General features: G+C 40.0%; 20 protein-coding genes and 1 tRNA gene. 5 read left to right on the top strand and 16 right to left on the bottom strand.

The annotated features are described in order from the left end of the window. From AN393_RS16450 to AN393_RS16430, 5 genes are all read right to left on the bottom strand, one after another. A tRNA-Ser gene (locus AN393_RS16450) sits at positions 1–87 on the bottom strand. A 128-nt stretch (positions 88–215) separates the two neighbouring features. Beyond that, positions 216–593: a hypothetical protein gene (locus AN393_RS16445; protein ID WP_055016461.1), complete on the bottom strand. Its 378-nt coding sequence runs from the start codon at positions 591–593 to the stop codon at positions 216–218. Positions 594–797: 204 nt separating this feature from the next. Further along, complete coding sequence (locus AN393_RS16440; protein WP_055018647.1) at positions 798–1,346, bottom strand: NAD(P)H nitroreductase; 549 nt, start codon at positions 1,344–1,346, stop codon at positions 798–800. 243 nt (positions 1,347–1,589) lie between these two features. Continuing rightward, a complete protein-coding gene (locus tag AN393_RS16435) occupies positions 1,590–2,273 on the bottom strand; it encodes a DoxX family protein (RefSeq protein ID WP_055016459.1) in 684 nt (227 codons plus the stop codon). Between the two features lie 90 nt (positions 2,274–2,363). After that, on the bottom strand, positions 2,364–4,325 hold the full coding sequence (locus AN393_RS16430; protein WP_055018646.1) for an FAD-dependent oxidoreductase: 1,962 nt from the start codon (positions 4,323–4,325) through the stop codon (positions 2,364–2,366). Between the two features lie 219 nt (positions 4,326–4,544). Between AN393_RS16430 and sppA the strand changes: the two genes are divergently transcribed. Then, the gene (gene sppA / locus AN393_RS16425) at positions 4,545–6,410 is read left to right on the top strand and encodes a signal peptide peptidase SppA (RefSeq protein WP_055018645.1); all 1,866 of its coding nucleotides are present in this window, start codon (positions 4,545–4,547) and stop codon (positions 6,408–6,410) included. An 81-nt stretch (positions 6,411–6,491) separates the two neighbouring features. Continuing rightward, positions 6,492–7,502, top strand: coding sequence for an asparaginase (ansA, locus tag AN393_RS16420; protein ID WP_024034079.1), 1,011 nt, complete (start codon positions 6,492–6,494; stop codon positions 7,500–7,502). Between the two features lie 66 nt (positions 7,503–7,568). Here the strand turns inward: ansA and gndA are convergent, their stop codons facing one another. Beyond that, positions 7,569–8,942, bottom strand: a complete 1,374-nt coding sequence (gene gndA / locus AN393_RS16415; RefSeq protein WP_055018644.1) for an NADP-dependent phosphogluconate dehydrogenase — start codon at positions 8,940–8,942, stop codon at positions 7,569–7,571. Between the two features lie 384 nt (positions 8,943–9,326). On the opposite strand from gndA, the gene pyk reads away from it, so the two are divergent. After that, positions 9,327–10,763, top strand: coding sequence for a pyruvate kinase (pyk, locus tag AN393_RS16410; RefSeq protein ID WP_055018643.1), 1,437 nt, complete (start codon positions 9,327–9,329; stop codon positions 10,761–10,763). Positions 10,764–10,825: 62 nt separating this feature from the next. Here the strand turns inward: pyk and AN393_RS16405 are convergent, their stop codons facing one another. From AN393_RS16405 to thrS, 10 genes are all read right to left on the bottom strand, one after another. After that, positions 10,826–11,650 carry a LytTR family DNA-binding domain-containing protein gene (locus tag AN393_RS16405; RefSeq protein WP_055016454.1) on the bottom strand — a complete coding sequence of 275 codons (825 nt, stop codon included), beginning with the start codon at positions 11,648–11,650 and terminating at the stop codon, positions 10,826–10,828. Next, positions 11,647–12,720, bottom strand: a complete 1,074-nt coding sequence (locus AN393_RS16400; protein WP_055016463.1) for a sensor histidine kinase — start codon at positions 12,718–12,720, stop codon at positions 11,647–11,649. The genes AN393_RS16405 and AN393_RS16400 overlap by 4 nt, the downstream gene beginning before the upstream one ends. A 229-nt stretch (positions 12,721–12,949) precedes the next feature. After that, positions 12,950–14,506, bottom strand: coding sequence for a SulP family inorganic anion transporter (locus AN393_RS16395; protein WP_055016453.1), 1,557 nt, complete (start codon positions 14,504–14,506; stop codon positions 12,950–12,952). A 129-nt stretch (positions 14,507–14,635) separates the two neighbouring features. Then, positions 14,636–15,094: an Lrp/AsnC family transcriptional regulator gene (locus AN393_RS16390; protein WP_002960703.1), complete on the bottom strand. Its 459-nt coding sequence runs from the start codon at positions 15,092–15,094 to the stop codon at positions 14,636–14,638. Positions 15,095–15,184: 90 nt separating this feature from the next. Beyond that, a complete protein-coding gene (locus tag AN393_RS16385; RefSeq protein WP_055018642.1) occupies positions 15,185–15,826 on the bottom strand; it encodes an MBL fold metallo-hydrolase in 642 nt (213 codons plus the stop codon). Between the two features lies 1 nt (position 15,827). After that, positions 15,828–17,645, bottom strand: coding sequence for a M14 family metallopeptidase (locus tag AN393_RS16380; protein ID WP_055018641.1), 1,818 nt, complete (start codon positions 17,643–17,645; stop codon positions 15,828–15,830). A 335-nt stretch (positions 17,646–17,980) separates the two neighbouring features. Beyond that, positions 17,981–18,343: a 50S ribosomal protein L20 gene (gene rplT / locus AN393_RS16375; protein WP_004587841.1), complete on the bottom strand. Its 363-nt coding sequence runs from the start codon at positions 18,341–18,343 to the stop codon at positions 17,981–17,983. A gap of 15 nt (positions 18,344–18,358) precedes the next feature. After that, a complete protein-coding gene (rpmI, locus tag AN393_RS16370) occupies positions 18,359–18,559 on the bottom strand; it encodes a 50S ribosomal protein L35 (RefSeq protein ID WP_004587840.1) in 201 nt (66 codons plus the stop codon). A gap of 211 nt (positions 18,560–18,770) precedes the next feature. Continuing rightward, positions 18,771–19,331 carry a translation initiation factor IF-3 gene (gene infC / locus AN393_RS16365; RefSeq protein ID WP_024034072.1) on the bottom strand — a complete coding sequence of 187 codons (561 nt, stop codon included), beginning with the start codon at positions 19,329–19,331 and terminating at the stop codon, positions 18,771–18,773. Positions 19,332–19,390: 59 nt separating this feature from the next. After that, the gene (thrS, locus tag AN393_RS16360) at positions 19,391–21,301 is read right to left on the bottom strand and encodes a threonine--tRNA ligase (RefSeq protein ID WP_004587838.1); all 1,911 of its coding nucleotides are present in this window, start codon (positions 21,299–21,301) and stop codon (positions 19,391–19,393) included. A gap of 383 nt (positions 21,302–21,684) precedes the next feature. On the opposite strand from thrS, the gene AN393_RS16355 reads away from it, so the two are divergent. Then, positions 21,685–22,131 (top strand): DUF3010 family protein, encoded by a 447-nt coding sequence (locus tag AN393_RS16355; protein WP_004587837.1) that lies wholly within the window; start codon positions 21,685–21,687, stop codon positions 22,129–22,131. 305 nt (positions 22,132–22,436) lie between these two features. Continuing rightward, the gene (locus AN393_RS16350; protein WP_055018640.1) at positions 22,437–24,170 is read left to right on the top strand and encodes an AMP-binding protein; all 1,734 of its coding nucleotides are present in this window, start codon (positions 22,437–22,439) and stop codon (positions 24,168–24,170) included. The last annotated feature ends 34 nt before the right edge of the window (positions 24,171–24,204 follow it).

The raw sequence follows: 24,204 nt of genomic DNA, 5'->3' as shown, positions 1-24,204 counted from the left end.
GGAGAGATAGGGATTTGAACCCTAGATAGGCTACAAACCTATGCCGGTTTTCAAGACCGGTGCATTCGACCACTCTGCCATCTCTCCGTACGGCGCGAATAATAGGGGGTATTGAGCAACTTGTAAAGAGCTAAATATAAATAATTAGCTAAAAAAGGCATTTGCTTCAAAAAAACACCAAAAACAACTAAAAACCTAGGTTGCTCATTAGTCTATTAGTAGTATTGCTTTGGTCTGCGTGCAATCCACGAGCAAATCAAACACAGTAATAAACTAAGCGCTAAAAATGTAACGCTTTGAAATATTAGATCAAAACGGTTTAAATCATCACTCGGTACAACCACAAATAAAAATGCAGGCAATACACTTAGCAACAACACATAAAAACAAATTTTAAATGCCCGGCCAAAATCGAATCGTTTAGTCTGCTGCATCCACCATGTCAATAAAACAAGCATTCCCATGGCAGAGCCTGCAATAAAATGTGCAGTATTGGTACTCATTGCAACGTACAGTGTAACAAAAGCACCTACGATTCCCCAAATTGACCATGCCAGCCAATTCTCTTTTTCTTGTAAAAATAAATTTCCCATCGTTTTCGTCTTCTTTATCGTTATTTTTATTAAGACTTTCCATACTTTAGCAAAAAACAACCGATTAAAAAACAAACTGAAGAAGAAAAAGTTAACCTAATATTGCTTCCGTGCGCTTCTCACAGCTAAATCAAAAAGGGCGAGCTTAACAGCAGCAACCTTAATGCTATATGACTGCACGAAGCTGCACTAGTTCAATATTAATTACAAATCGGTGAAGTAGTCCTCTGGTTTATGTTTAGCTGGCTTTTTGCACTCAACCTCTTGAGTACCAAGATACAAATACCCTACAATTTCATCTTGTTCGTCTAAATTAAGAGCATTTTTTACAGTAGTGCTTTGGGCAAAATAACCTGTTCGCCATACACCACCCAAACCTTGTGCAAAAGCGGCTTGCTGCATTGCAAGTACACTGCAACCGGCGCTTTGTACTTGCTCAATACGCGGCACTTTTGGATGGGCTTGATACTTTGCAATAGCAATGATGATCATTGGTGCGCGCAGTACAAGCTCTCTTGCGCGTTTAATCACTTTTTCTTCTTGCTGCTCAGCAACGGCACTTTGATAGTATATTTCTCCAAGCTTTTGGCGAGCATCGCCCTGCACTACAATAAACTCCCAAGGTGCTATACATCCGTGATCAGGCACCCGTAATGCAGCTTGCTTTATAATATCGAGTTGCTCTGAATTTGGCCCTGGGGCAGTTAATTTAGCGTCTGATTGGCGGGTTAGTAAAAGCTCAATAGCATCCATAGCGTACTCTCATAATTCAAAACGTTAGAGTACCATTTATGCCTTTAATAAATAAACTCTGCTTAATTATCAATTTTATTAAAATCATACTACCCCCTTCGTATTAAAGCGCCCTTACTGTGTTAAATGATATTCAGATCCCCCTGTTTAAATACGAGAGAGGCGCTATACACTTAACACGCGTTACAAACAAAAAGGGCGTATAAAAAATATTTATACGCCCTTTTTAAACCAATTTGCTTGCTACTGTTTTACTACTGCACGCCTTAGCCAATAATCAACACTGACGTAGCGACCGCCACCTACAAAAAACAAGCCTAGTAACATGGCAAAATAAATAGCAGAAAATTCGATACCGTTATTTATTATGGAAGGTTTACCTTTTTCATATAAGTAATCTGTAAATCCGTGCTCTTTAACTATGTCCCTAATTTTACTTATACGCTCTTGTACTTCTAGTGAGTTTTCAAGGCTTTCTTTTGCCCCTGGTATCGCTAACCAATCAAGTACTTGAGCCGAGCTGGTCGTAGGGTTTGATGGCGCTATAGCAAACCAACCATTATGCCAATGCACAGTTGTTGCTGCCACAACCATTGTAAACATAAGCGGAATGCTCACTAAGCGAGTAAATAACCCAAATAATAAAAACCATCCGCCTAAAAATTCACTCCACCCAGCCAAAAAAGCCAGTAAATCAGGAAAGGGTAACCCTAAGCCCCATTCACTATTTCCAAACCATTGCACAACACTTGCATCAGCAAGAAAATAGCTAAAAAAGCCGTCGGTTTCTCCACTTAAGGCTAATTTATTGAAGCCCGCAATAATCATTACAGGGGCTAAGATTAAACGAAATAGTAATGCGGGTAATCCGTCGGCATAGGATAGATTACCCATAATTTTATTATACAAAAAAAATAATTTACTCATGTGTGGCCTGCTTTGTCAGTATATTTTGTAATGAACTCTATACTTACCAGACCCGAGACCATTGTAAATTATTTCATTTTATTAACACTATTAAATAGCTCTGGCCACTTGAAGCGCTTCAAAAATTGCACGCTTGGCATCAATTGCTGCAGCTAATTTTGCGCCACCAATAACATGTACTTTTGCATTTTCGCGATGTTGCTCAAGCACTTCATTATTAGAAACCTGGCCTATACACGCAATAACCGTATCGACAGGTAATACTTGTTTTTCACCTGCAACAGTAATTGTAAGGCCGTTCTTATCAAAACTATGGTATTGGCAATCAGCAATTTGTTTAACACCATGCTGCTTAGCAACCTGACGATGTATCCAACCTGTGGTTTTACCTAGTCCGCTACCAAATCGCCCTGCACTGCGTTTTAGCATATATAACTGTCGCTCGTCTTTATGTGGCTGTGCCTCGCACTCAATACCCCACTGCTTTTTAAACTCAGGAATAGTTTGCGATTTGTGCTCGCTTAAAAAAGCAACCATATCAAAGCCAATACCGCCGGCGCCTAAAATGGCGATTGATTTACCAAGCTCTACTTCACCGCGAATCACTTCATCATAGGCAAATACGCGTTTATCATCACTGCACTCAATTGATGCTTCACGGGGGCGAACACCTGTAGCAAATACGATGTCATCGTATTTTTGCAACATTGAATCATCGTAGGCTTTTCCAAGCTCAACATTTACGTTAAGCCTTTCAAGTTCATTGGTAAAATAGCTTAGCGTATGATTGAAGTCTTCTTTACCAGGTATTTGCATGGCTAAATTGAATTGGCCACCCATTTGTGTTTTTTGATCGATAAGCGTTACTGTGTGCCCTTTTTGAGCCAAATAACAACTTGCCGAAAGCCCTGCAGGACCCGCACCAACCACCAATACATTTTTAGCTTTAGAAGCTTTATCTAGAGGGTAATCAAGTTCAAAAGCAGCTTGTGGGTTGACTAAACAGGTTGCACGTTTATTTTTGAATACGTGATCTAAACAGCCTTGGTTACAGCCAATACAAATATTTATTTGTTTAGTTTGCTGATTTTGGTATTTGTTAAAAAATTCAGGATCGGCCAATAAAGGACGTGCCATTGAAATTAAATCGGCTTCATCATCGTTTAGAATTTGGTTGGCTATATCCGGTGTATTGATACGGTTTACAGCTATAACAGGTACATTCACTACCGACTTTAATCGTTTTGACGCTTCTTTAAATGCGCCTGGTGGCACCATACTGGCAATTGTCGGCACGCGTGCTTCATGCCACCCAATGCCGGTATTAAAAATATCAACACCAGCTTGCTCAAGTGCTTTAGCCTGAATAGTCACCTCATCAGGGGTTGAGCCATTCGGGATAAGATCCATAACAGATAATCTAAAAATAATTAAAAACGTATCAGATACTTTCGCTCTAACGGCTTTCACTATTTCAAGCGCTAATCGCATTCTATTTTCTAGGCTGCCGCCGAACTCGTCATCTCGCTTATTGGTGTGTGGCGCCATAAACTCGTTAATTAAGTAGCCTTCAGAGCCCATTATTTCCACACCATCGTAACCCGCTTTTTCTGCCATATAAGCAGAGTGAGCAAAGTCTTTTATCGTTTTTTTTATTGAGCTTAACGACATTTGTTTAGGCTTATACGGATTTATAGGCGCTTGGATAGCACTAGGTGCTTGGTTAAACGGGTGATAAGCGTATCGACCAGCGTGTAAAAGCTGCAAACATATTTTTCCACCATGTTTGTGAACGGCGCCTGTGTATGCACGGTGTTTAAATACATCATAATAACTATTAAATGATGAAGAAATAGGCGTTAATTTGCCACGCAAGTTAGGGCTGTACCCACCCGTAATGATCATGGCCGTGCCACCTTTAGCGCGCGCCTCATAAAAGGCACTTAATCTTTTTCGGTTATGCCACCCTTCTTCAAGGCCTGTATGCATTGAGCCCATTACTAAGCGGTTTCGTAATTGTGTGTGTTTTAATTCTAATTGTTGTTCTAACATCCTGTGCCCCGTTAACTGGTCTAACCTGTATACATTAGCTAATTTTGCTTTAATGGCAAGTAATTAGCAATATGTGCCTGCATTTAATTAAAAATACTATTAAAAACGTATATTTATGTAACCTTATAAACACTTCGTTACGATTTAGCAGTTAAAATTATTTTTATTCTAGGCTAAGATGGAACTAATGTATTAGCTGTACCAAATTAAGGAGCTATTTTGATAGCAAAGGTATTTAGAGGTATTTGGGCTGGAATCAACTTTTCTCGTCGTTTAATGCTCAACATTTTGTTTTTATTACTGGTTGTTGTGTTTATTATGTCACTTTCAAATGATGACGATACAATAATTGTAGAAGATGGCTCTGTACTTAGGCTTAATCTTAATGGGCCTATTGTAGAAGAAAAAACATACATAGACCCAGTTGAAGCAGCCATTAACGATGCAACATCAAGTTCAGAAGCACCTAGCGAAATTTTGCTTGATGATGTAGTCAAAGTAATTGATGAAGCCACTCAAGACGAGCGCATCAGCGTTATATTACTTGATTTACAAGAAATGCCTAAAGCCCACTTAAACAAGTTAAAGCGTATTACTAAATCGTTAGATGCCTTTAAGCAAGCGGGTAAAAAAGTGATTGCATCAGGCTACTATTACACTCAATCGCAATATTATATTGCCTCGCACGCCGATGAAATTGCAATGCATCCATATGGTTCGGTAGCTATTGAAGGCTATGGAATGTATCCACTTTACTTTAAAGAAGCACTCGAAAAACTTAAAGTAACACAGCATATATTCCGTGTTGGCACATTTAAGTCGGCGGTAGAGCCGTTTATTCGTAACGATATGTCTGATGCAGCTAAAGAAGCTAACCGTGTTTGGCTTGGTGCGTTATGGAGCGAATATAAGCAAGATGTTGCTGCAGTGCGCCCTTTTGATGAATCTAACTTTGACGAAACCATGGATGCTTACCTTGCTAAAATGAAGGCTGCAAATGGCGATGCAGGTAAATATGCCCTCGACCATCAATGGGTCGATTCGCTTAAAACAACTCAGCAAATTCGCCAACAACTCATTGATTTAGTTGGCGCACAAGAAGACGGTAAAACATTTAAGCAAGTGTCTTTTCGGGAGTACTTAAGCTTAGTTAAGCCCCCTATCGAATTTGATAACCCAATTACAGAAAAAGTAGCTGTGGTTGTTGCAAAAGGCACCATAGTTGACGGTGAGCGCAAAGCAGGTGAAATTGGCGGTGACTCAACCGCAGCTTTACTTCGTAAAGCACGCCTTGATGATAAAGTAAAAGCTGTTGTTTTACGTATTGATTCGGGTGGCGGCAGCATGTTTGCCTCTGAGGTTATTCGCGCTGAAGTATTAGCACTTAAAGCCGCAGGTAAACCCGTTATAGCATCAATGAGCTCAGTCGCCGCATCTGGTGGTTATTGGATTGCCTCAGCAGCTAACGAAATTTGGGCAGCTCCAAGCACCATCACCGGCTCTATAGGCGTGTTTGGCACCTTCATGACTTTTGAAGATACGTTATCTGAAATTGGTGTGTACTCAGATGGTGTTGCCACAACAGAAATGGCTGGATTTTCTATTACTCGCCCTCTTAATGAAAAAATGGCGCAAGTTATTCAAATGAGTGTCGAAGAAGCGTATGGGCGCTTTTTAGATGTGGTAGCTGACGCGCGCAATATGACACCAGAGCAAGTTGATAAAATTGCACAGGGGCGTGTATGGATAGCTTCACAAGCACAAGAGCTTGGCCTAGTTGATAAGCTTGGCGATAAACAAGATGCGATTGATGCCGCTGCAGCACTTGCAAAACTAAATCACTACGAAGTGAAAACGATTAAGCAAGACCTGAGCCCACAAGAAAAAATGCTGCAAGATATTTTTGGCAGTGCATCGGTTAAATCTATGCTTGGTTTAAATACAAATACCACCTCGGTGTTAGCCACACAAGCGAACATTAATACGGTGATAAAGCGTCTAAGTAGTGAAGTAGCTGATCTTAAAGATTATAACGATCCGCAAGGTGTATACGCACGTTGTTTAGTGTGTAGCGTTGCACAATAAAAGTGCACGTATTTACATAAGCAGCTGTATTTAAAACAACTTAACGTTATACTAAGCCCAGTTTTTTTACTGGGCTTTTTTATGAAACGTAAACGCATTTATATCGCATACACTGGCGGCACCATAGGGATGAAAAAATCGAGCCGAGGATACATTCCTGCTGAAGGTTTTTTAACAGAAACAGTGGTCAATAACGCAGAATTTAACCGTGAAGAAATGCCTCTTTTTGATATTCACGAATACTGCCCATTAATCGATTCCTCAGATATGTCACCGGCGCACTGGCAACTTATAGCTGATGACATTAAAAGCAAATACCACGATTACGATGGTTTTGTGGTACTGCATGGCACCGATACAATGGCTTATACAGCCTCAGCCCTGTCGTTCATGTTCGAAAACTTAACTAAACCCGTTATTGTTACAGGCTCGCAAATTCCTTTATCGCAATTACGCTCTGATGGCCAAGTTAACTTATTAAACGCCATGTTTTTAGCGGCTAATTACCCGATAGCTGAAGTAAGCTTATTTTTTAATAACCAATTATTTAGAGGTAACCGAGCCACTAAAGCTCATGCTGATGGCTTTAATGCGTTTGCATCGCCTAATCTAGAGCCTTTAGCGTTATCTGGTATAAATATTCAGCTAATTAAAGGTCAACTTAGTCCTTACGTAGAAAACGAACTACAGGTAACCACCATTACACCCCAGCCCATTGGTGTCCTTTATTTATACCCTGGCATTAGCAAAGACGTGGTTAAAAGTTTGGTGAATGATAATATAAAAGCACTGGTATTGCTTAGCTTTGGTGTAGGTAATGCCCCACAAGACCCTGACTTTTTAGACGTACTAAGTGAGGCAAGTAAACGCGGCATGGTTATTGTTAATTTAACGCAGTGTTTAAAAGGCCATGTAAATATGGGCGGCTATGCTACGGGTAACGCGCTATTAAATATTGGTGTAATAAGTGGCTACGACATGACACTAGAGGCGTGTTTAACAAAGCTGCATTATTTGTTTAGCCAAAACCTAGAAATTGAAACGATTCGCCATTTAATGCAAGACAATTTACGCGGTGAATTAAGCCGCTAATTTGTGTTACCAAAACGCAAAAGGCACGCTAAACAGCGTGCCTTTATTATTTTATAAACGCGGTAATTATCTTACTTTTGCGTCTATGCTCACTAAATCGGTTAAGTGACACACTTCACCTGAGTGAGTTTTAATACCATGCTCACCAAAGTAATCACGCTGAGCTTGCACTAAGTGCCCATTACTTGGTGTAGTTAATGTTGCTAAATACGTTTGAGTGGATGCAAGTACAGGGAACGCTAAACCGGTCATGATTGCTTGCCCAGTTACTTTACGTAGCGAATTGGATTCGTTTTCAAGTGTATCAATGTATTCAACACCTTGAGCAACGCTATCTAAATAATCAGCACGAATAATACAACCAGCACGCCATGTTTGCAGAGTTTTAGACAAATCGACTTTCCACTGGTGTGTGCGAGACGCCCCTTTTATTAATGCTAAACCTTGGCGATACGCTAATAAACTCGCCAATGTGAATGCATCTTTTAGCTCTTCAAGGTCGACATCAACTTTGTTGGTCGCTTTAGCAGCATACGTCATCTCTTGCGCAGCGGTAGTGTCACATACATTGGTTAAGTGACGAGCTTGCACCGCAGCAACCAATGAAGGAACTGCAATACCTAATTCAAGTGCATTTTGTGCAGTCCAAAGGCCTGTGCCTTTTGCACCTACTTTGTTATCAATTAAATCAACCAGCGGTTTTTGCTTGGTATTTTCAAGAGACAAAATATGACTAGAAATAGCAAGTAAATAGCTGTTTAAGTGACCGGTAGACCAGTCATCAAAAATTTCAGCCACTTCTTTAGGTGAGCGACCGGTGCCAATACGCAGTAATTGATACACTTCTGCAATAAGCTGCATGATTGCATACTCAATGCCGTTATGAACCATTTTTACAAAGTGACCACTGGCTGATTGACCCACGCGGGCAAAACACGACTCGCCATTGTAACTAGCTGCTACTTTTTCAAACCACGGTTCAATTCGCTCCCAACCGCCTTCTGAACCACTTGCCATCATTGCAGGACCATGGCGTGCGCCTTCGGCACCGCCAGAAATACCCATGGTGGCAAATTCAAATTTGTTTTGATACTTAAGTTTACGGTTAATGCCGTCTTTGTAGTTACTGTTACCACAATCTACAATCATATCGTTACACTGTACGCCAGCTTCAACAAGCTCATTACATACAGCATCAACCAATTCGCCCGCAGGCACTAATAATAAAATAGAGCGAGGTGCTTCTAAACGCCTTACCATGTCTCCTAAATCAGAAACAATATGAAGTCTATCGGCCATGCCTTGCGATTTAGCACAACTTAATAACTCTTCACCCGCATGTGGATTTTTATCATATGCGACTAATGTTATGCCTTTTTCAATCATGTTTAAGGCAAGGTTTTTGCCCATAACGCCTAACCCGACTAATGCAACTTGCATTTAGTGTCCTCCTCGGTAACAACTATTTGGTTAGTAAACTCAGTAATTCATAAAATAATACCGCGTGCATTATACTCATACCGCCATAAAATGCGAACGTTGAGCTAATACAGCATGCTTTTTTATTACGCTAATAAAAAGCACTGCAATTGTATCAAATATAAGGGCTTGGCGGTTACAAATACTCTACGCATTTTAAATTTAAGATCATTGACCTATTTTGACACCGGTGTCATAATGATGACATATTCGTTTTGTATAAAATAGTGGCAATACTAACTAGTTTGCCTATAACTAAAAATGTTTGTACATAAGTTATAAGTATTTTGAAGTCACAAAATAACCGTCAACCTGCTTATACATCTAAGCACACAGGAGAATTTGATGCTAAGACGCACAAAAATAGTCGCTACACTTGGGCCTGCAACAGATCGAGATAACAACTTAGAAAAAATTATTCGCGCTGGCGCTAATGTAGTACGTTTAAACTTCTCACATGGTGTTGCACAAGATCACAAAGACCGTGCACAAGCTGTACGCGAGATAGCCACAAAATTAGGTAAACATGTAGCTATACTTGCAGACCTTCAAGGCCCTAAAATTCGTGTTTCAACGTTTAAAGAAGGTAAAGTAAACCTTGAAGTAGGCGCTAAGTTCACCTTAGATGCAAAAATGGAAAAAGGTGAAGGCGATGTTAACGCAGTCGGTATTGATTACAAAGAATTACCACAAGATGTAAGCCCTGGGGATTTGTTACTATTAAATGATGGTCTTATTCAACTTACTGTTGAACAAGTTGACGGTCACTTAGTGCACTGCTCAGTAACTGTAGGTGGCGTTTTATCAAATAATAAAGGTATTAACCGTTTAGGTGGTGGTTTAACAGCCCCTGCATTTACAGAAAAAGACAAAGAAGATTTAATCACAGCCGCTGAAATAGATGTTGATTACATTGCAGTATCATTCCCACGCAGTGGCGATGATATGCGTTACGTACGCTCTTTAGCTGAAGCGGCTGGCTCTAAAGCACAGTTACTTGCAAAAATTGAACGTGCTGAAGCCGTAGAAACACAAGAAGCAGTAGATGACATTGTATTAGCATCAGATGCTGTTATGGTTGCCCGTGGTGACTTAGGTGTTGAAATTGGCGATGCTGCACTGATGGGTAAACAAAAACTCATTATACGTCGTGCTCGTTCATTAAACCGTACTGTTGTAACCGCAACACAAATGATGGAATCGATGATCGATAACCCAATGCCAACACGCGCAGAGGTTATGGATGTAGCAAATGCCGTGCTTGATGGCACAGATGCAGTTATGCTTTCAGCAGAAACCGCTGCCGGTGATTACCCTGAAGAAACAGTAGCCACAATGGCCCGTGTTTGTTTAGGCGCAGAATCGCAAAAAGAGACTCATGTATCTAAGCACCGTTTAGACAGCCGGTTTTCTAACAATGCAGAATCTATCGCGCTTTCGGCTATGTACGCTGCAAACCATTTAGATTCGGTAAAAGCAATTGTTACTTTAACGGAGTCAGGCAGCACCGCTAAACTTATGTCGCGTATCAGCTCTGGTTTACCTATTTACTCGCTGTCACGTCATGCTAGTACGCTAGGTCAAACTGCGCTTTATCGTGGTGTTTACCCTGTGTTTTTTGACTCGACTAAAACTGAAAAAGACGGCATGGTAAAAGCAGCCCTTGATACCCTTGTAGCACAAGGCTCTTTGAAATCAGGTGAGACAGTCATTATTACTCACGGCGACTCTATGGAAACTGTGGGCGCAACCAACACAATGAAAATTGTAACTGTTGCGTAGTTTCTGCCTTATATAAAAAATGCGAGCTAAGCTCGCATTTTTTATGTCTGTAAAATAGTAAACTAGCTGGCCAGCGCTGCTTTTACTTTATCGCGGTAGCTTCGGCTTACTTTAAGCTCTTGTCCGTTTTCAAGCACTAATAAATACTCGCCACTTACTTGTGTCACCAGCTTGCTTATTTGTTTAGTATTTACAATGGCACTGCGATGAACGCGAACAAACAAATGTGGATCGAGCTCTTGCTCAAGCTCTTTCATTGTTTTGCGCAATATATGTGTTTGCCCGTCTTGGCAATGTAAACACATATAATCGCCCGCGGCATCTACCCACTGAATTGTCGCAACCGGCACACGAATAATTTCTCCCTGCTCTTTAACAGCTAATGATTCTGGGTAACGTTTGTCGGTTAGGGTATCGCCCGTGGCCAATTTTTTAAGTATTTCTTCACAATTATTACCTGTAATACCGGCAACAAAACTCGCTAGTTTTTTCTTATGGGCGTTGTCTTGCTGTGTTTTTAAGTAACTATGCACTTTTTCTACCGCCTGTTTTAGTCTGTTATCGTCAACGGGTTTTAAAATGTAATCCAAAGCATGTATTTCAAAGGCCTTTACTGCAAATTGATCAAACGCAGTAACAAACACAATTGCGGGTAACGCTTTAGTGCTTTCGCTTAAGGCACGGGCAACTTCAAAGCCATTCATTCCTGGCATCTGTATATCTAAAAAAACTAAGTCTACTGGGTGCTCTTTACATGCTTCTATTGCATCAGAGCCAGAACTACACAGTTTAACTACTTCTATATCTGTATATTCTTCAAGTCTTACTGCTAAGCCCTTTCTTGCTAATGGTTCATCATCAACAATGATGGTTTTAATTTTAGTCATTTCTTCACAGCCTTCTCAAACGGTACTCGCAGATTAACTTTCAATCCACTTGGCGTATTATGTGATAATACAAACGAATAATTATTTTCATAGAGCGTTTTTAATCTGTCTTTGGTATTTGCTACCCCTACCCCTTGTGCATTTACAAGTTGTCCGTCTATTAGTTCGGTACCGGGGCCATTATCACCTACTTCAAGTAGTAGCTCGTTGGCAAAAACCTGTGCTTTTATGTCTATCACACCGCCTTGTGACATATGCGCAATAGCGTATTTAATTGCGTTTTCTATTATCGGTTGCAAAATTAAGCTCGGCACAAGGGCCTCTTTTGCTTGCTCGCTTACATCTATATTTACTTTTAAGCGTTCATCAAATCTGACCCGCTCTATTTCTAAATACAGCATTAGTGCGTGTAGCTCTTGCTCTAAAGGCACTTTTTTAATGGGGTCGGTATTTAGCGTATATCGCAAAAAGTCACTCAACCTTGCCACCATTAAGTTAGCATCTTTGTTTTCTTTTACCAAAACTAATGTAGAAATAGCATTAAGCGTATTAAATAAAAAATGCGGGTTAAGTTGATATCTGAGCATTTTTAATTGCGCTTCATGGGCCATTGTAGTGGCTTTAAGCGCTTTTTGTCGCTCACTTTGTAATAGCTGATAATACTTTATGCCAAAGTATAAGCCACTCCAACACAAAATTATGTAAACAGAATCTAATCCATGCTGTAAATAGTAAAACCAATCTTCTGGACGGTAACCGTGGCGGTATATTTCCCACAAATTAAATTTTTGTACAATTGCCCACAACGTACCTGTAATGTACGAGGCACCAAATACAACCACCATTAATATCCACGGTGATGCATTCCAAGTTTTTCTGTAAATATAACGAAGTGGGACTGTCATTAAACAGCCTGCATAGGCATTTAATAATATAACGAACACGTAAATGTCACGCATTTCAAATACTTTAGAGCCGATATAATTTACAAGCGCATAACCGATCCAGCCTGCAATTTGCAATAGCCAAAAAAAGCGTTGCCTGTTATCAACTAAAGATTGCCAATTCAAAATAAAATACAACTCCGTATAAGTTAGCCAATAAGTTAAATTTACGTTAGCTAATTTAACCACTGGTTTGGTTATTATATCGATTATTACAAAGTGTTAGCAGTACCAACTATCTTAATTTTTAAGAGGCTTACCGCAAAGTTAAGCCAATAAAAAAGCGAAAGGCTTTAACCTTTCGCTTTTAAAATGCCGATTCAATCAGCTCGTATATACAAAGCCAGCTTGTAAACTAGGCAAGCTTATCTGAGGCTACTTTATAAGTTGGGTCTTCAATTACGTTAACCTCTACTAAATCACGTGCTTTGTGTAACAACTGCTTACAATCTTTACTTAAGTGGCGTAAGTGAAGCTGCTTACCTGCTTTTGTGTATTTATCAGCTAGGCTGTCTATGGCTTCTATAGCACTGTGATCGGCAACGCGACTGTGTTTAAACTCAATAATTACATCTTTAGGGTCACTTTTAACATCAAATAACTCAGAGAAATTTTTCACTGAGCCGAAAAATAACGGGCCATGCAGTTCGTATACTTTAGCACCTTGCTCGTCAATGTAGTTAGTTGTGTAAATATGTTTTGCATGTTGCCAAGCAAAAACTAAGGCAGAAACAATAACACCAACACACACAGCAATGGCTAAATCTGTTATTACAGTCACACCAGATACTAATACAATCACAAAGGCATCAGACAGTGGTACGCGCTTCATCATTTTAAAGCTTGCCCATTCAAACGTACCAAGCACAACCATAAACATAACACCGACAAGCGCTGCCAATGGGATCATTTCAATTAAACTTGATGCGAATATAATAAAAGCAAGTAGCATTAATGCTGCACTTATACCCGACAAGCGCGAGCGTCCGCCCGAATTAATGTTAATCATCGATTGCCCAATCATGGCACAGCCACCCATAGCGCCAAAAAAGCCACACGTTACATTGGCAGCACCTTGGCCAATACACTCTTTATTTGAGTGACCACGGGTTTCGGTAATTTCATCAATTAGGCTCAGCGTTAACAACGACTCAATTAAGCCTATAGCCGCTAAAATTAATGCATACGGAAAAATGATATAAAAAGTGTCTAAGGTAAATGGAACCATTGGTATATGAAACTCTGGCAAGCCGCCGGCAATAGTCGCCGATTCATTACCTGTCATCCCTTTTAGAAAATCAAGTACAGTGCGTGAGTCTAAATCAAGACCTATTACTAACGCGGTTACTGTTACAATAGCCACTAAAGAAGAAGGCACCGCAGTAGTTAGCTTAGGTAAAAAGTGAATGATAGCCATGGTTAACGCGACTAAGCCTAACATAATGTAAAGGGCTTCGCCCGTCATCCATTGCTGGCCGCCTGCGCCATCGGGTACTTTAAACTGGCCAAGTTGTGCTAAAAATATAACTATCGCTAATCCATTTACGAAGCCGAGCATAACAGGATGCGGAACCATACGAATAAACTTACCAAGCTTAAATACCCCCGCGAGTATTTGCAGTATCCCCATCAAGAGCACTGTGGCAAATAAATACTCAACACCGTGATCGAGTACCAAACTTACCATTACAACCGCTAATGCACCGGTAGCGCCCGAAATCATACCAGGGCGGCCACCAAAAATAGCCGTAATTAAACCAACGATAAACGCGGCATAGAGACCAACTAAAGGTTCGACATTTGCTACAAAAGCAAACGCAACAGCTTCTGGAACGAGAGCAAGTGCTACAGTTAAGCCAGATAAAATATCGTTTTTAGCAGAGCTAGGCGCTTTGCTGAGTAAGTTAAACATTGAGTTCCTCAGGGGGTTATTTGGTTAGGATCGAAAAAGCGCTAAATGTTACCAAATTAGCGCTCATTTAACAATTCGCACACAGCGTTATTAGCTTTGTTAGTATAGCTTAACTTTGTGTTGTTTATTTTATAGAGGAAGAGATGTACTGCGTTTTACACATGTCATGGTTACGTTAGAGTGAACCTCTTGAACGTATTCTAAGCTGAGTAAATTGTCACGTACAAAGTGCTCATAGCCTTCTATACCCTGTGAGATTATACGCAGCATAAAGTCCATAGTACCGGCCATTGTGTAACATTCTGTCACTTCGTCATAGCTCATAATTAGCTTTTCAAACTCAGCTAAGTTTTTCTTGCCATGGTTTGATAAGCGCACATGTGCGTATACAAGCATGTCAAAACCAAGCTTTTTCTCATCTAAAAGCGCCACTTTACTTTTGATGTAGCCATCTTGTTCAAGCTTAGCAATGCGTCGCCAACAAGGTGATTGAGATAAGCCTACTTTGTCTGCAATTTCAGCAGTTGAAAGACTTGCGTCCTGTTGTAAAAGTGCCAAAATTTGGCGATCTACGTGATTTAGAGACATTTTATTTCTTATTTATCTAATAAACTGGTTAAATTATACAGCCAATTTAAAATTCCGTCTGCAATAATTTTGCATTTTCATGGATTTTAATTAACCAAATTGGCCACTTATAAATGGATTAGTGCGTTTTTCGTGGCCTACAGTCGAATCTTCACCATGGCCGGCTAAAATACGCGTGTTATCTTCAAGCGTTAAAATATGGCTTTTAATAGACTCAATCAGCTGCTCTGTGTTGCCTTTAGGGAAATCTGTACGCCCTATAGCCCCTTTAAAAATAACATCGCCAACAATAACGCATTGCTGATCAGGTTCATAAAACACAATGTGACCAGGTGTGTGCCCTGGGCAATGCTTAACACTAAAGCTAAGTTTGCCAAGCGTTAATACATCATTATGATTAAGCCAAATATCAGGGTAAAAGGCTTTAATAGCTGGAAATCCAAACATTTGTGCTTGCATAGGCAGGTTTTCAAACCAAAATGACTCATCTTTTTGTGGGCCAATAATTTGTACATTGTAATGTGCGCGTAATTCATCAGCTGCACCTACATGGTCTAAATGCCCATGCGTAAGCCAAATAGCGCTCAATACTAATTTGTGTTCATTAAGCGTGGCTATAATTTTTTGTGTGTCGCCACCTGGGTCAATTACTACTGCTTGCTTTGTTTCTGTACAGCTAATTATTCTGCAATTTTGAGAAAAAGGAGTCACGGGTATCGTAATAACGTGCATATTAAATTTCTTTATCTTTTTGATCGGGAATAACGGCTACTTGCTCATACGACATTAAAATTGGGTATTTTAAATACGCTTCATCATAAAATGGGGTATGTGAATATAACCAGTTCAAACGTGCATTGGCATCGTGCGCAAACGCTTTATCTTTAAGTTTTTTATCAAACTCAAGGGCAAGTTTTGGGTTGTCTTTAAGCATTTTCCGTGCGTATGGGATTAACGCGTAATTTTCCATATACTCTGTTCGTTGAAAAATCGTATTAAATTCACCCCACGCAAAAAATGAATCAGGAGCTTCTGGGTGTAATAAATGAACCGCTAATTCCCCAGCCTTTTGTTGCGTGTTTACTTGATACCAACCATCTAAATCTACATTTATCGCAGGCACATAATCAAAACTTGCTGAGACTCTAAAACGCCCTTCAAACGGGGCTTTATCAAACGAATAATCCAATACTTTAGCAAGCTTTAATGGTTGTGTATTCGCGCCTTTAAGTTTATTTACAGACACCCCATGTAACTTAAGCTTTTCTATTATATCGCTATACACGGGCGGTACAAAAAACGCCTGCGGCACATCAACAACTCGTTCAACCTGTTTTTGCCAATAAATCGGTAAGTCAGTGTAGGTATAGGCTTTTCCCAAATATTTAACTTCAGTTTGCCCCGAAAGCGCACTTACACTTGAAGTATACTCTACCCCCTTAAACTCACTAATTGTGTCTACTTGTTTTGCATAAGATCGTTTAACAATTAGTTTATCAGGTACAAATTCTTGTTCTTTTTTTACGGCGTTAGCAAGCTCATGGCTGTACTGAGAAAGTGCGTTTATCGCCCCATCTAAAAATACATAGGTGCCTAATACGCGTTGCTGATAAGGTTTTAAAGAATGGTTTTCAACTAAAATTGTTGGTAATGATTTTAAATCGCCCCACCCGTTTGAAAATCGCGGTGTAGCCACCCAACCTGCAAGGCCTTTTTTAAAGTCGCGTTTATCCATAACAAACACTAATGGCCCTGGTATATGTCCTTGCGATGCTAACTTTTCATCTATTACAGGTTTGAAGTATCGGTCTAGCGCAGCTGATATAGCAGGTGATTCACTGGCAAAAACGGGATTATAACCATAGGTAACATCGTATTGATAATCTGCGCCATCAGTAACATGCACATCAATATACAAGTTGGGGTTATAATCATTAATAACCTTTAAAACACTTCTTACCTCGGGTGTATCTAACTTAGTGTAATCGCGATTAAGGTTTAGATTATTTGCATTGGTTCTAAAGCCCATTTTTGCAGGGCCGCGCTGATTTATACGATTAAATGCACTGCTACGCTCATGGCCATCTACGTTTAAGATAGGAATAAAAAGTATGTTTACCTTTTTTAAAATATCACGGCGCTTACCTGTTGCAATATCGCGCAGCAACATAAACATAGCGTCTTTTCCATCTATCTCACCTGCATGAATACCGGCTTGGATAAGAATAGTTGGCTTAGTACTGTTAGCCATCTGCCCTGCTTCAAAGAACCCTTGCTCACTGGCAACCAACATTTTAATAGCTCGATTGCTATTACTGTACCCTATTGTTTGAGATTGAAACTGTGTGGGGTTTGCAGCAACTAACCTATCTACAAACGCCATTGTGTCGGCATAATTTGGCGAAGCTTTGCCCTGAGATAACTCAAAATCAGTAGTTAATGGGCCTTGTTGTTGTAATAACGAAACGCTATTACCTTGCCAAGGAATAAGAGGCGGTAAATGACTGTTATCTGCCACAATTGCAGATAAAAATAACAGACTTGCAAACATAGTTTTCTCTAACAAACGCTTTAATAAAACAAATTATACCAAGTAAACATAGCGATATTATAAAAGTGCGGTGATTCAACAAAAAAGAAAGCCCGCTGATACCCATGCACTTTATTAGATGATCTATTTTGAGGATGGAAATACATGGTGCTAGCGAAACAAAAAATTTTGCTATTTAATTGTTCTAAACGAGACTTTTTTAACGCAGATAGCGACACATTTAGCCCCTCAAATCAATAAAGTACTATTGATGGGAGATATTATTAGGTGAGTTTTAAATTGTAGACACAAAAAAAGGAGCCTAAGGCTCCTCTTTAATACTTATTTAAAAAAGCTTAAGCTGCCGCTAGGCCTTCTTTTGCTTTTTCAACAAGCGCTGCAAATGCAACTTGGTCGTAAACAGCGATATCTGCAAGGATCTTACGATCGATTTCTACAGAAGTCTTTTTAAGACCATTGATAAAACGGCTGTAAGACAGACCATTTTGACGTGAAGCTGCATTGATACGTGCAATCCATAATTGACGGAAAGTACGTTTCTTAGCACGACGGTCACGGTAAGCGTATTGACCCGCTTTAGTAACTGCCTGGAAAGCTACGCGGTAAACACGTGAACGTGCTCCGTAGTAACCTTTAGCTTGCTTTAAAACTTTTTTGTGACGTGCACGTGCGACAACGCCGCGTTTAACTCTTGCCATTTCTAAAAACCCCTATTAAGCGAATGGTAACATACGTGAAACTAGACCATGGTCATTTTTATGAACCATCATCTTAGGACGTAGGTGTAACTTACGCTTAGAAGTTTTCTTAGTCAGAATGTGACGAAGATGCGCTTGTTTACGCTTGAAACCGCCAGAAGCAGTTTTCTTGAAACGCTTAGCAGCGCCTCTGTGACTTTTTAGCTTATAAGCCATTGCAATAACTCCAAATGTATTGCTTAAAAATTAGTAAGCAGGCGTGAGATATATTTCTATAGCTCCACTTTTAGGCCTAACTTACTGCCATATTCCGGTGAAAACCCAGCATAAATGCCGCAATTTTACTTTAAAACCGGTTAGCACAGGTGAATATTTACATATTACTTGGGTACCTGGGCTAAATTCGGTGCGCATTATCGCTTAAAAATTATTTTTTAGCAACAGGCGCCATCATCATAACCATTTGACGGCCTTCAACACGATTTGGGAAAGACTCAACTACTGCAAGTTCTTCTAAATCAGCCTTAACACGGTTTAATAATTCGATACCAATTTCTTGGTGAGCCATTTCGCGGCCACGGAAGCGGATAGTGATCTTAGCTTTATCGCCAGCTTCTAAGAACTTACGTAAGTTGCGCAGCTTAACCTGATAGTCACCTTCATCCGTACCAGGACGGAATTTGATTTCTTTAATCTGGATTTGCTTTTGCTTCTTCTTCTGCTCTTTTAGTTCTTTGCTTTTTTCAAAGATGAACTTACCGTAGTCCATAACCTTACAAACAGGCGGCTCAGCGTTTGGGCTAATCTCTACAAGATCAACACCCGCTGCATCAGCCATAGCTTGTGCGTCTTTTAATGACTGAATTCCAGCTTGTTCGCCTTCGATGTCGATTAAACGAACTTCTTGAGCTGTAATTTCTTCGTTAATACGATTTTTTTGAGCTGTTTGTTGCCCTTTCTTGCCGCCTCTAATGGTACGTTCCTCCAAGAATATCAATAATATAAGCGTGTAGTTGGCTGTTTGTGATTGCCCTACACGCTCGATTTTTACTGTCGATTTTTAATTTCTTCGCTAATTTTAGCTACAAAATCATCAACATTAAATTTGCCTAGGTCTTCACCTGTGCGGGTACGTACTGCTACTTCCTGTTGTTCAACTTCTTTATCGCCAACAACCAGTAAGTAAGGAATACGCTTAAGTGTATGTTCTCGGATTTTAAAGCCAATCTTCTCATTTCTCAAGTCAGCAGCGGCTCTAATTCCAAGTTTATTTAATTTTTGTACAATTTCGTGCACGTAATCTGCTTGTTTATCGGTAATGTTCATAATTACCACTTGCTTTGGCGCAAGCCACGTTGGGAATAAACCAGCGTATTCTTCAGTTAAAATACCGATAAAGCGCTCAATTGAGCCTAAAATAGCACGGTGTATCATAACTGGGGTACGTCGTTCGTTGTTTTCAGCTACATAAGTAGCGCCTAAACGACCCGGTAATGCAAAGTCGAGTTGCACTGTACCACATTGCCACGCTCTGTCTAAACAATCGTACAAAGTAAATTCAATTTTAGGTCCGTAAAAGGCACCTTCACCTGGTAGGTAATCAAATTCAATGTCGTTTGCTTTAAGTGCATCGGCTAATGCAACCTCTGCTTTGTCCCAAATTTCATCGTCGCCGATGCGTTTTTCAGGGCGCGTAGAAAGCTTCACTACAATTTTGTCAAAACCGAATGTCTCATAGGTATCATAAACCATCTTAATACACGCTGACACTTCGTCCATTACTTGCTCTTCTGTGCAGAACACGTGAGCATCATCTTGTGTAAAGCCACGTACACGCATTAAGCCGTGTAAAGCACCTGATGGTTCGTTACGGTGACAACAACCAAACTCAGCCATACGCAGTGGTAAATCACGGTACGATTTTAAACCTTGGTTAAAAATTTGTACGTGACCTGGGCAGTTCATTGGTTTTATAGCGTATTCGCGTTTTTCAGACTCTGTGGTAAACATGGCGTCTGAATATTTTTCCCAGTGACCTGATTTTTCCCACAAAGAGCGGTCCATCATCATTGGACCTTTAACTTCTTCGTAGCTGTATTCACGCAGTTTTTCACGAACAAACTCTTCAAGCTCGCGATAAATGCTCCAACCATCGTTATGCCAAAATACCATACCTGGCGCTTCTTCTTGCCAGTGCCATAAATCTAGCGCTTTACCAATACGGCGGTGATCGCGTTTTTCAGCCTCTTCTAAACGTTTAAGATACGCTTTGAGTTGCTTTTTATCGCCCCACGCTGTGCCGTAAATACGCTGTAGCATTTTGTTTTCAGAGTCGCCACGCCAGTATGCACCAGCCACTTTCATTATTTTGAAGTTTTGGCAGAATTTCATGTTTGGTACGTGTGGACCACGACACATGTCTACGTACTCTTCGTGATGGTATAATCCTGGTCTGTCATCTTTTGCGATGTTTTCGTCCAAAATTTCCATTTTGTACGTTTCGCCACGCGCTTCAAACGTATCGCGTGCTTCTTGCCAGCTTACATTTTTTTTCACTACGTCGTAGTTTGTTTTTGCAAGTTGTAACATACGCTTTTCAATGGCGTCTAAGTCTTCTTGAGACAGAGAATGTTCCATATCAATATCGTAGTAAAAACCGTTATCGATAGTTGGACCAATAGCCATTTTAGCGTCTGGGAAAAGCTGCTTAACTGCGTGACCGATTAAGTGAGCACACGAGTGACGAATAATTTCTAAGCCGTCGTCATCTTTTGCGGTGATGATCTCAAGGCGCGAATCTTCGTTGATCATATCGCACGCATCAACACGCTCGCCATTAACGCGTCCAGCAATGGTTGCTTTAGCAAGACCAGGGCCAATATCGTTAGCTACATCAAGAGTACTTACAGGGTTTTCAAAACTACGCTGACTGCCGTCAGGAAGAGTAATAACTGGCATTATAAATCCTTACATACAGTGGTGACACCTACAATGTATCACGTGTATTTTTAAATAAATTAAATGAGAATGACTCGACAACGCTTTTACGAATAAGCATTGACTATTTTTCGCCACAAATGACTAATGTAGATGCTGAGTCTGCTCAACTACAAAAAAGATATTGTCGCGTGATAGAGTATCAATTACAAGTTTAAAGCACGCTCATTACTTGAAATTTTACCTAAAATAGTCATTTTTTTGTTTTTCGCTCGCTAATTTAAATTAAGGATGTGACAACTTGAGTTTATTGATTATTAAAATGCACACGCAAAGCCTCGCTCTCGCAATTTATTCGATGTTGGGTATAATACCTAACAATTAAGTTATATTAGAGAACAGCAATGAGAACATGTGGTGTAGAAATTACCGGTAGCGATGTACTACTTTGTATTTTAAGTAAAGATAACGACGTATTTGATATTCGCGATGTGCGCCAAACACGCTTTACCTTAGGTAATGGTAACGACACTGAAATAATGCGTAAATTTCAATTTGATTTTGCAAAACTAATGCAAGATTACCAAATTGATTCTGTTGCCATTCGTGAGCGCCAACCTAAAGGTAAATTTGCAGGCAGTGCAAAGGGCTTTAAAATGGAAACAGCGATTCAATTAATCGAAGAGTTAGATGTTCGCGTGTTCTCAACGACCGAAATTAAAGAGCAGCTCAAACGCAACCCAATTCCTATTGCGTTTGAAGACACGGGCCTTAAAAAGTACCAAGAAAACGCTTTTGTTAATGCCTATGTATACATTATGAAAAAAACCTACCGCAGTGATGAGCTATAAGCCTTTAAGCGACTAAAACAAATTATAAAAACGCCTTTTAGTGGCGTTTTTTTTATGTCTGCATAAAACCTAGCTTTTTATAGCCCTTCTATAAAACATTTTCATTTAACTTCTCTTAACGCTTAGTACATTAGTCTACCCCCTCTTTCTTTGTCGACAATTTGTGTTTATTTTAACTACAGCTCATAACAATTCGCTTAACTATTTTAATTTTCTACACAGCTATTAGAGGCTACGTAAAATAATACTGACTCATCATCACGAATTGATATAAGTAACTGACACACATTAATACGGAGAAGCACATGATTACACCATCGCGCTCGGTAAAAGAAGTAGAACAAATAAACACATTACCGCTCACAAAAAGCTATTTTAAAGGTGCGCAAAGTACGCCGCTTACGGATAAAACAATTGGCGAATACTTTGACTTTATTGTCGACAAACACCCTGATTCGCTCGCTGTCGTTGTTAGCCATCAAAATGTACGCTTAACGTACAGAGCGTTTCAAAAAGAAGTTAATCAACTTGCTATGGGGCTATTAGCCATAGGTATTAAGCCAGGAGATCGGGTCGGAATATGGTCACCCAATAACATTGAGTGGTGTTTAACCCAATTTGCGAGCGCCAAGATAGGTGCCATTATGGTGTGCATCAACCCAGCTTATCGCCCTAACGAACTTCAATTTGCATTAAACAGTGTTGAGTGCTCAACACTCATTACCGCTTCGCAATTTAAGGGCAGTAACTATATAGATATGTTAAATAGTATAGCGCCAGAACTTAAGCAGTGTGAAAATGGGAAGCTGTCATCTCACGCTTTACCTAGCCTTAAAAATATAATACGGATTGGTGATGAAATAAGCCCTGGCATGTTTTCTTTTTCTGATATTATGAATATGGCCACGCCAGCTCATAAGCTAGAGCTCAACGCTATTGCTGCAAATTTAAGTGCCGAACAGGACATAAACATTCAATTTACCTCCGGCACCACGGGCAACCCTAAAGGTGCGACACTCACGCATAAAAACATACTTAATAATGCACTTTTTGTTGCTGATGCTATGCATTTTACAGCACAAGATAAACTATGTATTCCTGTGCCGCTGTATCATTGTTTTGGTATGGTGCTTGGCAGTCTTTTGTGTGTAACTAAAGGCGCCGCAGCTATATACCCCAGTGACGCATTTGATGCAAAAACCACGCTTGATGTAGTACAACAAGAGGGCTGCACGGCGCTGCACGGTGTACCTACTATGTTTATTAGCCAGCTAGAGCTGCCTAATTTTACTAACTATAACCTTAGCACGTTGCGCACCGGTGTTATGGCAGGTTCTACGTGCCCTGAGCAAGTCATGCGTAAAGTACAAACACAAATGAATATGCATCAGGTTTTAATTGCGTATGGGCAAACAGAATGCAGCCCAATCAATAATATAACCGAAACTGACTCATCAATAGAGCGTCAAGTAACAACCGTTGGCCGCGCCCTTGCTCACACTGAAGTTAAAATTATTGACGAACTAGGTAATATTCAAAAAGTAGGAGTACCCGGTGAGGTTTGTAGTAAAGGAGCCGGTATAATGCGCTGCTATTGGAATGACGAAGAAAAAACACAAGCCACTATAGATGATGAAGGTTGGTTACACTCTGGTGATTTAGGGGTAATGGACAGCGAAGGATTTGTTACTATTGTTGGCCGCATTAAAGACATGATTATTCGAGGTGGCGAAAACATTTACCCACGCGAAATTGAAGAGGTTCTTTACACTTATCCAGGTGTTCAAGATGCCGCTATATTTGGTATTAGTGATGAAAAGTACGGTGAAGAAGTGTGCGCGTGGATCCAACCAAAAGAAGATGCAGTTCTTGATGAGCAAGCAATACGTACCTTTTTAAAAGACAAACTCGCCTATTTTAAAATGCCCCGTTATATTCGCTTTGTAGAGAGTTACCCAATGACAGTAACAGGCAAACTGCAAAAGTTTAAAATGCGAGAGCAAATGCAGCAATTACTTACTGATAAGGTCTTTTCTTAGCCGCAAATATTAACTACAAAAAAGCTCAGCAATT

The sequence above is a fragment of the Pseudoalteromonas sp. P1-25 genome, from assembly GCF_001401805.1.
GTDB lineage: Bacteria > Pseudomonadota > Gammaproteobacteria > Enterobacterales > Alteromonadaceae > Pseudoalteromonas.
Note: the sequence above shows the minus strand (reverse complement) of the source record. Positions and strands in the feature narration are given on the sequence as shown.